This is a genomic window from Chromatiaceae bacterium, assembly GCA_024235395.1.
GTDB lineage: Bacteria > Pseudomonadota > Gammaproteobacteria > Chromatiales > Chromatiaceae > Thiosocius.
On record JACKMK010000002.1, the window covers coordinates 788105 to 800774 of the forward strand.

Genomic DNA, 12670 nt, shown 5'->3' on the forward strand with positions numbered 1-12670 from the left:
TGCCCCGTTCAGGCCGGCGCGATCTGGATCGCGCAGAATTTGAACTCGGGGATCTTGCCATCCGGGTCGAGCGCCTCGTTGGTCAACAGGTTTGCCGCCGCCTCGTGGTAACAGAACGGCAGGAACACCTGGCCGGTACGCAGGCCGGTGTCGGCGCGGGCGTGGGCCACGACCTCGCCGCGCCGCGAGCGCAGGCGGATTGGCTCGCCGGCATGCACGCCGATCGCATCGAGTTGTTCGGGGTGCAGCGACGCGACAGGGACCGGTTCGATCGCGTCCAGCACACTGGCGCGCCGGGTCATCGCACCGGTGTGCCAGTGTTCGAGCTGGCGGCCGGTGATCAGCACCAGCGGGTACTCCGTGTCCGGCAGTTCGTCGGCATTGGTCAGCCTGGCCGGCACCAGCAGCGCCCTGCCGCCGTCGCGCGGGAACTGCTCGGTGAAGATCACCTCGTCGCCCGGGTCGCCCTCTGTGACGCAGGGGTAGGTTACCGCGCTCTGTCGCTGCAGGCGCTCCCAGGTGATGCCGGCGATGCTCGGCATCGCTCGGCGCATCTCGTCGAACACCGTCTCCGGGCCCGGATAGTTCCAGTCGAGACCGAGCCGCCGCGCCATGTCGACGATGATCGCAAGGTCCTGGCGTGCCTCGCCGGGCGGGTCTATCGCCTGCCGGCCGAGTTGTACGCGGCGATCGGTGTTGGTGAAGGTGCCGGTCTTCTCCGGGAACGCGGACGCCGGCAGGATCACGTCGGCGTAGTGCGCGGTCTCGGTCATGAAGATGTCCTGCACGACCAGGTGTTCGAGCCTGGCCAGTGCCGCGCGCGCGTGCGCCAGGTTCGGATCGGACATCGCGGGGTTCTCGCCCATGATGTACATGCCGCGGATTTGGTCGTCGTGGATCGCGTGCATGATCTCGACCACCGTCAGGCCGGGTCGCGGATCCAGCTCGCAGCCCCAAAGCGATTCGAACCGCTGCCGGGCGTCGGCGTTGTCGACCCGTTGGTAGTCCGGAAACACCATCGGGATCAGACCGACGTCCGATGCACCCTGGACGTTGTTCTGGCCGCGCAGCGGGTGCAGCCCGGTACCGCGTCGACCGATCTGGCCGCTGATCAGCGCGAGATCGATCAGGCAACGCGCATTGTCGGTGCCGTGCACGTGTTGCGAGATGCCCATCCCCCAGAAGATCATCGAAGCCCTGGACGAGGCGAACACCCGCGCCACCTCGCGCAGTGTCGTCGCCGGGATGCCGCAGATCGGCTCCATCGCCTCGGGTGAGAAATCGGCAAGGTGTGCCTTGAGTGCCGCGTATCCCTCGGTGCGCGCCGCGACGAAGGCCTCGTCGACCAGGCCTTGATCGATCACCGCGTGCATGATCGCGTTCAGCATCGCGACGTCGGTGTCGGGTTTGAACTGCAGCACGTAGTCGGCATGCCGGGCGATCTCGGTGCGGCGCGGGTCCATCACGATCAGCGTCTTGCCCTGTCGTGCGGCGTTCTTGAAGAAGGTCGCGGCGACCGGATGGTTCTCGGTGGTGTTGGAACCGATCAACACGATCACCTCGGCCTCGCTGGCGTCGGCGACCGGATTCGATACCGCACCGGAGCCGATCATCTGCAGCAGTGCGGCGACCGACGAGGCGTGACACAGCCGCGTGCAGTGGTCGACGTTGTTGCTGCCAAAGCCCGTGCGGATCAGCTTCTGGAACAGATAGGCCTCCTCGTTGGAGCCCTTGGCCGACCCGAAGCCGGCCAATGCCGTGGGGCCGTGGGCGTCGCGAATCCGCAGCAGGCCGCTGGCCGCGCGGGCCATCGCCTCTTCCCAGCTGGCCTCGCGGAAGTCGCGCAGCGGGTCGCCGGGATCGAGATCGAGCTCGGCATGCTTCGGCGCATCGTCGCGGCGCACCAGGGGTCGGGTGAGCCGGTGCGGGTGATGCACGTAATCGAACCCGTAACGCCCCTTGACGCACAGGCGGCCGTGATTGGCCGGTCCGTCGCGGCCCTCGACACGCAGTATGCGATTGTCGGCGACGTGATAGGTGAGCTGACAGCCAACACCGCAATAGGGACACACCGAGTCGACCCGCGATTCGACAGGCAGCAGGCCGGCCCCGTGCGCCGGCATCAGGGCGCCGGTCGGACAGGCCTGGACGCATTCGCCGCAGCCGACGCAGCTCGAATCGCCCATCGGGTCCTCGAGATCGAACACGATGCGTGCCTGGGCTCCGCGCCCGGCAAGCCCGATCACGTCATTGGCCTGCGATTCGCGGCAGGCGCGGACACATCGGGTGCACTGGATGCAGGCATCCAGGTTGACCGCGATCGCGGGATGCGACAGATCGGCCGGCGGCTGCCGGCGGCCGCCGAAACGCGGCATGCCGACGTCCAACACCTCGCTCCAGTGGTCCAGTTCGCTGTCCGGGGTGTGCGCGTGCTCCGGGGTCGCATCGCTCTGCAACAGTTCGAGGACCATGCGCTGCGCGTGGTGTGCGCGCGGGGAATCGCTGTGAACCCGCGCCCCTTCGGTCGGACGCCGGCAACAGGAAGGCGCCAACACGCGTTCGCCGTCGATCTCGACCATGCAGGCGCGGCAGTTGCCGTCGGCGCGCAGTCCTTCCTTGAAGCACAGGTGGGGGATCTCTATGCCGTGCCGTGCGGCGGCCTGCAGGATGCTCTCGTCCGGGTGTGCCTCGATGCGTCGGCCATTCAGCGTGAAGGCCACCGGCTGGGGTATCTCGTCGGCGCGTGCGGCCATGTTCAGAACTCCTCCGGAAAATACTTCAGCGCGCAGCGCAATGGGTTGGGCGCGGCCTGTCCGAGGCCGCAGATCGACGCGTCCGCCATTACCTGACACAGTTCCTCGAGCAGCGCGGCGTCCCAGTCCGGCTGCGCCATCAACGCGGCCGCCTTCGCGGTGCCGACACGGCACGGGGTGCATTGGCCACAGGATTCGTCGGCGAAGAAGCGCATTGCATTGAGCGCCTGCGCGCGCACGCTGTCGTGTTCGGACAGTACGATCACCGCGGCCGAGCCGATGAAACAGCCATACTCGGCCAGGGTATCGAAATCCAACGGCAGGTGGGCGAGCGATGCCGGCAGGATGCCGCCCGATGCCCCGCCGGGGAAATAGGCTTTCAGGCGGTGGCCGTCGAGCATCCCGCCGCAGAACTCATCGATCAGTTCGCGCACGCTGATCCCGGCCGGTGCCAGATGCACCCCGGGCCGTTGCACACGCCCGCTGACCGAGTAACTGCGCAGCCCCTGGCGACCGTTGCGGCCGTGTGACAGGAACCATTCGGCGCCCCGTTCGAGGATCGATGGGACCCAGTACAGCGTCTCCATGTTGTGTTCCAGGGTGGGCCGGCCAAACAACCCGTACTCGGCGATATATGGCGGGCGCAGGCGCGGCATGCCGCGCTTGCCCTCGATCGACTCGATCATCGCGGACTCCTCACCGCAGATGTAGGCGCCGGCACCGCGGCGCAACTCGATCGAAGGCAGACGGCAGGGCGGATCGGCCGACAGCGCCAGGAGCTCGCGCTGCAGCAGTGCGCGCACGCCGGCGTATTCGTCGCGCAGGTATATGAAGATGCGCTCGATCCCGACCACCTCGGCGGCGATCAGCATGCCTTCGAGAAAGCGATGCGGGTCCTGCTCGAGATAGACGCGGTCCTTGAAGGTGCCGGGTTCACCTTCGTCGATGTTCACCGCCATCAGCCGCGGTCCCGTATAGCCGCGCACGATCCGCCATTTGCGGCCGGCCGGGAAGCCCGCGCCGCCGAGTCCGCGCAGCTTGGCGTCGTCCAGCGTCTGGATGATGCGTTCGGTCGATTCGCCGGCGCTGTCCGCGACCAGGGCCTGCAGCTGGCGGTAGCCGCCGGCGGCACGGTAGGCCGCATAGTCGCGCGCCTGCGCCGGTGCCTGGTCGGCATGCGGCCCGCTGCGGATCACTGTGGCGACGCTGTCCGCGGTCGCGCTCCCGACCGGCCGGGTACCGACCACCGCGACCGGTGCCGTATCGCAGCGCCCGACGCACGGGACGCGCTGCACGCGCACATGATCGCCCAGGCCGCGACGCAGTGCGTCGAGCAGCGATTCGGCGCCGCCCAGGCTGCAGCTGATCGAGTCACATACGCGCACCGTGAGTGGCGGTGGTGGCGTGGCGTCCTGCTTGATGACGTCGAAGTGGTGATAGAAGCTGGCCACCTCGTAGACCTCGGCCGGTGCAATCCGCAGCCGCTCGGCGAGCGCGACCAGCAGGTGCGCCGGGAGGTGCCCCAGGTCGTCCTGGATACGGTGCAGGTATTCGATCAACCGGTCGCGCCGGTCTTCATCACCGTCGAGATAGCGTGCCACCGCCTGCAGATCGGCGGGTGTCGCACGGCGGCCCTTGGCGCGCGCGGCCTTGCGGCGGGTTCGGTCATCGTTCAATGGACGGGGCTCCGATCGGATGGTTGGCCTTGGTCGCGCGTCGTATCCAGGGCCGGATGTCCCGGTCCGGCAGCGGGTGCGGCGCGGCCGGCGGCGATCGCCGCGCGCAGCGCATCGGTCAGTGCCACGGACGGCAGACCGTACGGCAGGATCGCCGACACGCTGCCGCGCGGGTCGACCAGATACACATTGGCCGTGTGGTCCATGCTGTAGTGCTCACTCGTGTCCTTGCCGACGAACGCATAACGTACGTTGAACAGCCGCGCGACGCGGTCCAGCCGGTCGGTGTCGCCGGTCAGGCCGATTATTGCCGGATGGAAGTACCGGGTGTACTCGCGCAACCGTGCCGGCGTGTCGCGCGTGGGATCGAGCGTCACGAACAGTGCGTCGACCCTGCTGGCATCGTCGCCGAGATCGCGCAGGGCGCGGGCGATCCGGCTCAGTCCCGTTGGGCAGACGTCCGGACAGCTGGTGTAGCCGAACAGCAGGACCACGGCCTCGGCGTGCGACTCGTGGAGCGCATAACGTCCACCGTCGGCCCGGTCCAGGGTGAAATCACCACCCAGCCCGATGGCGGCGCTACTGGCGACCAGCTGCAGCAGTCCGGCCAACACCCGGAGTCCGTTGGTCATTCCAGCCCCCCAGCACATCGTTCGATGTTAAGCAGCTTTGGTGCCAGCGGCCAGGCGGCCGGGCACGGGACGGTACGCCGGGCGCCGCGTGTCACGCAGTGCACACAGCGTTCTACGGCGCTGTACCCGCGGCGACACAGTGACACTGCGCGGGCAGGGGCGCATGCCGCGCCCACGGTCGGGCCGCGTCGGCCGACCATTGGCACCTGAATTGCTTTAAGGATGGGGCCCGCGTGGGCGACCGCCGAGTCGGGATGGTCGCCCGAGACAGAGGGTTTAACGAAAACATAAGCAAAAACGATGGAGGAAAACACCATGACGAGCCGGAAGTTGCAGCTGTGTGGCAGTGCCGCGCTGGCGATCTGCGCCGCGTCTGCCGCGATGTCCCCGGCGGCACTCGCCGACGAGACCTGCATGTCGCCGTATATGGCGAAGATCGTCGGGCAGGAGGATTTCGTCTACGTCTGGACGCTCGGCGCCGAGGGTGTCGGTGATGGCCAGGACAAGCTGGTCACGATCGACGTGAATCCGAAGTCCACCAGCTACGGCAAGGTGGTGCACACACTGTCGGTCGGCGGCCGCAACGAGGCCCACCATTCGGGATTCACCGACGACCGCCGGTATCTGTGGGCCGGCGGTCTGGATACCAGCAAGCTGTTCGTGTTCGATGTGCACACCGATCCCGCCAAGCCGCGCCTGCACAAGGTGGTGGAAGACTTCGTGGCCAGTAGCGGCGGCGTCGTCGGACCGCATACCACCTATGCGCTGCCCGGCCGGATGATGATCACTGGTCTCTCCAACAACAAGGACCACGGCGGCCGCACAGCATTGGTCGAGTACACCAACGACGGCGAGTATGTGGCCACGCACTGGATGCCCACCGACGACAACCTGCAGGGCGCGAAAAAGGGTGGCCAGTACGCCGATGGTTACGGGTACGACGTGCGCGCACTGCCGCGGCGCAACGTGCTGGTCACCTCGTCGTTCACCGGCTGGTCGAACTACATGATGGACTTCGGCAAGATGCTCCAGGATCAGGAGGCGATGAAGCGGTTCGGCAACACCGTCGTGGTCTGGAACCTGCACACCCGCCAGCCGAAGAAGGTGCTCGATGTGCCCGGTGCCCCGCTCGAGATCCGCTGCGCCTGGCAGCCTAACCACAACTGGTGCCTGACCACGACCGCGCTGACGTCGAAGGTCTGGATGATCTACGAGGACGAGGCCGGCGAATGGCAGGCCAAGGCGATCGCCGACATCGGTGACCCGTCCAAGGTGCCGCTGCCGGTCGATTTCTCGATCGCCTCGGACGACTCCGGGTTCTTCGTGAACACCTTCATGGACGGAAAGACACGTTATTTCGACATGAGCGATCCGGAACATCCGAAACAGGTCTACGAGACCGTGATCGGCCGCCAGGTCAACATGGTATCCGGGAGCTGGGACGGCAAACGCCAGTACTACACGAGCTCCTTGCTTGCGAACTGGGACAAGAAGGGCGAAGACAACGACCAGTTCTTCAGAGCGTACAACTGGGATGGCAAGCAACTGGACAAGCGGTTCGAGATCGATTTCTACGCGGAAAAGCTGGGTCGTCCGCATCAGATGCGATTCGGCGCCTATTCCCTGTATGCCAAGCGTGATCCCGGACAGGCCGAGGGTTCGGCGCTCGCGGCGATCGAATAGGACGCATGCCGGACGGAGTGCTTCCCGTGCGCATCCATGCGCGCGGGAAGCGGGCTATCGAACCGTCTAGGGTCAACCGGCACCGGCGGTCGCAAGGGGGCGAAATGATCCGGGCACCCGCTGGCGGCGTGATCCTCGCGTTGGTATGGCTCGCATGCCTGTCGTCGCCGGGCGTGTCTGCCGCGCCCGCAATCGAGGGACCGCAGGTCCTGGCGCCGGCCTACGTGGCGTCCGAATTTCGTGCGCCGGCGGCCGGGAGTTACAGCCTACCGGTACTCGGCGACGCAGTGGACGGGGTGGTACTGGATTCGGATGGTCGGGAGCGCCGCCTGTTCGACCAGTTCGGCGACGACAAGCTGGTGCTGCTGAGCTTCATCTACAGCAGCTGCAGTGACGCCAACGGTTGCCCGCTGGCGACCGGCGTGTTGTACAGCGTGTTGCGCAAGATGCGCGACCAGCCGGGGTTGCGTGACCGTGTGCGCATCATCAGCCTGAGTTTCGATCCGGTCTTCGATACCCCGGATGCGATGGCGCTATACGGTGCGGGTCTCGCCGGGCAGGGGGACTGGCGGTTCCTGACCACCGGTTCCGCGGAGGCATTGCAGCCGATTCTGGATGGCTATGGACAATCGGTGATCCGCGACGTCGACGATCGGGGCGACGCCTTGCCGTCGTTCTCGCACATACTGCGGGTCTACCTGATCGATGCGAACAGAAAGATCCGCAACATCTACAGCGTGTCGTTTCTCGACCGGGACCTGCTCATTGCGGACCTGGAGACCGTGTTGCTCGACCGCGATGCGACGACCGTCGAGTCCAATCATCCGGACACGCGCCCGGTTGCCACACTGTCGCGACCGGGCGACCCGCGCGACGGTTACCTTTCCGGACAGTACCAGACGCGCAGTCTGGCGTTGCAGCGGCGGCACGGCACGCCGGCCGACCTGCTGGCGCTCACCGAGCGTCCACCGCTGGGTCTCCCGCCGGTTCCGCAACCCGAGGCGAACCCGGTCACCCGGGCAAAGGTGGCGTTGGGTCGCAAGCTGTTCTTCGACCGGCGCCTGTCGCTCAACAACACCTTTTCGTGTGCGATGTGCCACGTACCCGAACAGGGTTTCACCAGCAATGAACTGGCGACCGCAGTCGGTTTTGAGGGACGCAGCGTTCGGCGCAATGCACCGACCTTGTACAACGTCGCCTACCTGGGTCGGCTGTTTCACGACGGGCGTGAAGAGACGCTCGAACAACAGGTCTGGGGTCCACTGCTCGCAGCGAACGAGATGGCCAACCCGTCGGTCGGTGCGGTGGTGGGAAAGATCCACGGACTGAGCGACTACCAGGGGTTGTTCGAGGCGGCGTTTGCCGGTCGCCCGGTCGGCATGGAGACGCTTGGCATGGCGCTCGCGAGTTATCAGCGCACGCTGTTGGCCGGTGACTCGGCGTTCGACCGCTGGTACTTCGGCGGACAGTCGGACGCGATCAGCGAGCCGGCCAGACGCGGTTTCGCGCTGTTCACCGGCAAGGCCGGGTGCGTCGGCTGCCACCCGGTGGGCGAACACGATGCGCTGTTCACCGATGACCAACTGCATAACACCGGGACCGGCTACCGTGAATCGATGGGTATCACACCGGAATCACACCGCGTCGTGTTGGCGCCGGGTGTCGTGGTCGAGGTGCCGCATGCCGTGATCGATTCGGTGGGCGAACCGCCGCCGCCCGATCTCGGTCGGTACGAGATCACCCAGGATCCCGATGACCGTTGGAAGTACCGTACGCCCAGTCTGCGTAACGTCGCGTTGAGTGCACCTTATATGCACAACGGTTCGATCGGCAGCCTGCGCGAGGTGGTGGCGTTCTACAATGCCGGCGGCGTGGACAACCCGCTGCGCGACGCCCGCATCCACCCGCTCGGCCTCAGCGAAACGGAGATCGATGACCTGGTCGACTTTCTGCGAAGCCTGACCGGTGGCAATGTCGACGCGATCGTCGCCGATGCGTTTGCCGCGCCGGTCGGTGACGTCACGCGCCAGGCCAACAAGTGATCGCTCAGCGCAGGATCAGCAATTCGCCGCGGCCGTCCACCGCGACGTCGCCGAGGTAGCGTTCGACCTCCGGTGGTTCGTCGTCGGGCACCGCTGCACTCCCGATAATGCGCTGCAGGTCGCCGAGCAACAGTGCCAGGAACGGAAGTCGGTGACGGCCGTTGGCGCGCAGCGTGGGACAGACCTGCTGCGGACGCCTGCGCAGCAGCAGTGTGCCCCGGTGCATGCCGTAACCGGCGCGCTCACCGACCTGGCCGCCGACAAACACGGTGCCGGCGATCATGCGATACCCCGCGAGGGCACCGGTATCGCCTTCGATGATCAACATGCCCCGCCGCATGCGTTCAGCGGAGCGTTCACCGGCATTGCCGCGTATGCGGATGACGCCGCCGCGCTGCCCCTGGCGTTCGCCGTCCGCCGGGCCACCGACCCGGTCGCCGGTATCGCCGTGAACCTCCAGGTGGCCACCGTGCAGTCCGCGTCCAGTCAGGTCACCGGCGTTGCCATAGACTGTCAGTCGACCACCACGCATCGCATCGCCGGCGCAATCGCCGACATCGCCGTGTATGGTGATAGAGCCCTGATCCATCGCGCCGCCGACGAAGTCGATGCGGCCGTTCAGCGAGTGGATGACCAGTGCCTGTGAATCGGTCTCGGGATCGACGGAGACGTCAAACAGCTGACCGAGCGGTATGCGTCGGTTGCCCGCACGCAAGACCCAGCGCCGGACATCGTCGATCGGCATGCCGGCGAGCACGGTGGGCAGCAGACCACGCAGATCGAGGCGTTGGGTAGGCGCCTGCACCTGACGCAGTGTGATCGTCATGCGAGCACCTGATGCAGATGAAAGTGGTACTGGCCGAGTTTGCCGCCGTAGTTGCCGGCGGAGATGCGCTGAATACCACCGGCCTGCCCGTGTTCGCACACCGCCTGGATCCCGGTGCGCATCGCATTGCCCACATCCTGCTCGGCTATCCCATTCACCACGATCTCCAGCACTGCCCCGGTTGTTTCGCCCAATTGCGACGGCACCAGCCCACGCAGGGTCGGGCAATAGGCATCGTTGGTCGATGCCATCAATGCCTTGTACTTGGAACCGACCTTCGAGCCGGAGCGGACGATGCCACCGGGGAATGGCAGCACGACGTTCGGCAAGGCGCGCATCGCCTCGACCGCATCCATGCACGCCTCGAGCGCCTGGGCCTGCGTGCGGGCGAGCACCAGAAAGTTACCACCTCCAATCGCCTTGCAGCGCCCGGTGTCCTGTTCGGCGAGGAACTCGCCGTCCATCACCGGTACGCGCCAGTAACGCCGGCCATCGATCAGCTTGCTGATCTGATAGCCGTCTCCGAAGTAACGCAAATTCTTACCGAGCGGCAGACGTTCGTCGCCATCCATGCCGGCGAATACCGCCGTGGTCGGACAGGTCAGCACGCATTGCCCGATACGTGTCTCGAGCTGCTTGGCCAACTCCTTACCGGACATGCCAAACAGCAATACGGCGACGCCCGGGCGGCCGTCGGGCGTTGCAGCGCCCGGCAACTGCGCTTCGATCCCCGCCTCGACGCCGCAGCCGATCACCGAGGTGGCGAATCCGGTCATCGTGTGTGCGGCCTGCATGGCCCAATGGTGATCGATCGCAGTGATCAGTACCCGGGTGGCCTTCATGCCGAATGCCTCGGCAAAGGTATCGTCGATCGTAACCCCGTTGAGCTGCATGCCGTGCAGTCCACATCATTTCGTTGCCGGCGTGCGACGCAAGAGCCGTGCCGGTATGGGCGGGCGACGCCCTGTCGAGGCCTGTAGCGCAAGGTGCCGCATACGCGTCGAACATTGTCATCGTCGCGCTGAGTGTTCGTGACACTGTGACACGAAACAGGTGCAACGGGGTCATGGGTGGGCGCCAAGCACCTGATCTCAGACACCGGCCTGTTTCAGGCACGGCGATTGCAAAAGGCGGTGGTATGACTCAGAGGAGACACCACCAAAGCGGCTGCGGGCGTGTGCTGGTCGACACGCAGGCCCGCCTGCACCTCGGATTTCTCGACATGAGCGGAACGCTGGGTCGGCGTTTTGGTAGCCTCGGGCTGAGCATCGCGGGATTTCACACCGAGCTCTGTGCGCATCGCGCCGCCGACTTCAGTGCCCAGGGGGCCGGCGCCGAGCGCGCGCTGCGCTACGCCCGCGAGATCGCCGGTCAGCTCGGGCTGCGAGGCGGACTGCGCCTGGAGCTCAGGTCGGCGATACCTGACCATCTGGGACTCGGCTCCGGTACGCAGATGGCGTTGGCGGTGGGGCGCGCGGTCGCCGCGCTCTGCGACCGCGCGATGTCGACCCGCGATGTCGCGGCCTGTCTGCGGCGTGGTGGGCGTTCCGGTATCGGCATCGGCGCGTTCGACCAGGGCGGCTTCCTGGTCGACAGCGGGGTCGGCGAGGACGGTGCAGTGCCGCCGGTCACCGCACGCCTAGCGTTTCCGGACGAGTGGCGCGTGTTGCTGGTGATGGACGCCCGCGGGCAGGGGTTGCACGGGGCGCGGGAACTGGACGCGTTCCGCCGTCTGCCACCCTTCCCGCGTGAGGTCTCGGCGCACCTGTGTCATCTCACGCTGATGCAGATCCTCCCCGGTGTGCAGGAACGCCGGCTGCAGCCGGTCGCCGATGGCATTGCCGAGCTTCAGCGCCGGGTCGGTGACCATTTTGCGCCGGCCCAGGGTGGACGCTTCACCAGCACGGCCGTCGCCGATGCGCTCGCCTGGATCGAGTCCCTCGGCTTCACCGGCATCGGTCAGAGTTCCTGGGGGCCGACCGGCTTCGCACTGCTGCCGAGTGAGGCGGATGCGCAGTCGGTGTTGCGCATGACGCGGCAGCGTTTCGGCGATCTGTCGTCGCTACGGTTCGTGGTCACCAGGGCGCACAACCAGGGCAGCCGGATCGAGCTGCAACCGCAATTCGATGCGCTCAAGGAAATGCACTGAGCCATGGCTGAGCGCGATGCCATCCTGCACATGTTCAGTGCTGCGAGCAATCTGAGTCCGTTCGACGTCAACATGGCGATCGACGCGGGCTGGCAACACTGCATCCCGTATACGGCGCTGGGTGCCGATCAGATCGCCGACCTGACCCAGGACGCGATCTTCTCGCGTGGTCCGAAGGGCGTCAGGCGTACCGGCATTTTCATCGGTGGTCGCGACATCCACCTCGCGATGGACATGTTGCGCGCTGCGCGCAAGGCGATGGTGCCCCCGTTCGAGGTCTCGGTGTTCGCCGACCCCAGTGGGGCATTCACCACCGCGGCCGGGATGGTCGCATGCGCCGAAAAACATTTCCGCGCGCAGACCGGCGGGACACCGCTGGACGGCAGCCGTGCGGTGATCTTCGGTGGCACGGGCCCGGTCGGGATGACCTGTGCGGTGCTGCTCGCCCAGGTCGGCGCACGTCCGGTGATCGTCAGCCATCACGACCAGTCCAAGGCGGACGCGGCCGCCGCACAGTGCCGCGAGCGCTACAGTGTGGAGGTCAGCGGCGCTGACGGCAGCGACGATGCGAAGGTTCGCGGCCTGTTGGCCGAAGCCGACCTGGTGTTCAGTGCGGCGAAGGCCGGCGTGCAGGTGCTCGATGCGCGGCAACTCGGTGTCGCGAAACAGGCGCGCGTACTGTGCGATGTCAACGCGGTGCCGCCCGAGGGCATCGCCGGCGTCGGTGTCATGGACGACGGCGTGCCGGTCGCCGCGACGCCGCAGCCCGCAGTCGGGATCGGCGCACTGGCGGTCGGCAACGTCAAATACCAGACCCAGCAGGATCTGTTGCGACAGATGCTCGCGTCCGACGGTCCGGTCTACCTGGACTTCAGGCAGGCCTTCGAGACGGCGCGCACCAGGGTGTGA

The 12670-nt window shown here is 66.5% G+C and carries 9 protein-coding genes; 4 read left to right on the forward strand and 5 right to left on the reverse strand.

Annotation, left to right across the window (positions count from 1 at the left end; all coding sequences use genetic code 11):
- Positions 1-8 precede the first annotated feature (8 nt).
- The 3 genes from fdhF to H6955_11730 are packed head-to-tail and all read right to left on the reverse strand — an operon-like array spanning position 9 to position 5061.
- The gene (fdhF, locus tag H6955_11720) at positions 9-2753 is read right to left on the reverse strand and encodes a formate dehydrogenase subunit alpha (protein ID MCP5314224.1); all 2745 of its coding nucleotides are present in this window, start codon (positions 2751-2753) and stop codon (positions 9-11) included.
- Positions 2754-2755: 2 nt separating this feature from the next.
- Positions 2756-4450 carry an NAD(P)H-dependent oxidoreductase subunit E gene (locus tag H6955_11725; protein ID MCP5314225.1) on the reverse strand — a complete coding sequence of 565 codons (1695 nt, stop codon included), beginning with the start codon at positions 4448-4450 and terminating at the stop codon, positions 2756-2758.
- Entirely contained in the window at positions 4426-5061 is a 636-nt protein-coding gene (locus H6955_11730) for an SCO family protein (GenBank protein ID MCP5314226.1), read from the reverse strand. The genes H6955_11725 and H6955_11730 overlap by 25 nt, the downstream gene beginning before the upstream one ends.
- 381 nt (positions 5062-5442) lie before the next feature.
- Between H6955_11730 and H6955_11735 the strand changes: the two genes are divergently transcribed.
- Positions 5443-6744 (forward strand): selenium-binding protein, encoded by a 1302-nt coding sequence (locus H6955_11735; GenBank protein ID MCP5314227.1) that lies wholly within the window; start codon positions 5443-5445, stop codon positions 6742-6744.
- 104 nt (positions 6745-6848) lie between these two features.
- Positions 6849-8786, forward strand: coding sequence for an SCO family protein (locus H6955_11740; protein ID MCP5314228.1), 1938 nt, complete (start codon positions 6849-6851; stop codon positions 8784-8786).
- A 4-nt stretch (positions 8787-8790) separates the two neighbouring features.
- On the opposite strand, the gene H6955_11745 is transcribed toward H6955_11740, so the two are convergent.
- A complete protein-coding gene (locus H6955_11745; GenBank protein MCP5314229.1) occupies positions 8791-9612 on the reverse strand; it encodes a formylmethanofuran dehydrogenase subunit C in 822 nt (273 codons plus the stop codon).
- On the reverse strand, positions 9609-10505 hold the full coding sequence (gene fhcD, locus H6955_11750) for a formylmethanofuran--tetrahydromethanopterin N-formyltransferase (GenBank protein MCP5314230.1): 897 nt from the start codon (positions 10503-10505) through the stop codon (positions 9609-9611). The genes H6955_11745 and fhcD overlap by 4 nt, the downstream gene beginning before the upstream one ends.
- Before the next feature lie 245 nt (positions 10506-10750).
- Between fhcD and H6955_11755 the strand changes: the two genes are divergently transcribed.
- Both H6955_11755 and H6955_11760 read left to right on the forward strand, forming a co-directional pair.
- The gene (locus H6955_11755; protein MCP5314231.1) at positions 10751-11761 is read left to right on the forward strand and encodes a GHMP kinase; all 1011 of its coding nucleotides are present in this window, start codon (positions 10751-10753) and stop codon (positions 11759-11761) included.
- Positions 11762-11791: 30 nt separating this feature from the next.
- Positions 11792-12670, forward strand: a complete 879-nt coding sequence (locus H6955_11760) for a methylenetetrahydromethanopterin dehydrogenase (GenBank protein MCP5314232.1) — start codon at positions 11792-11794, stop codon at positions 12668-12670.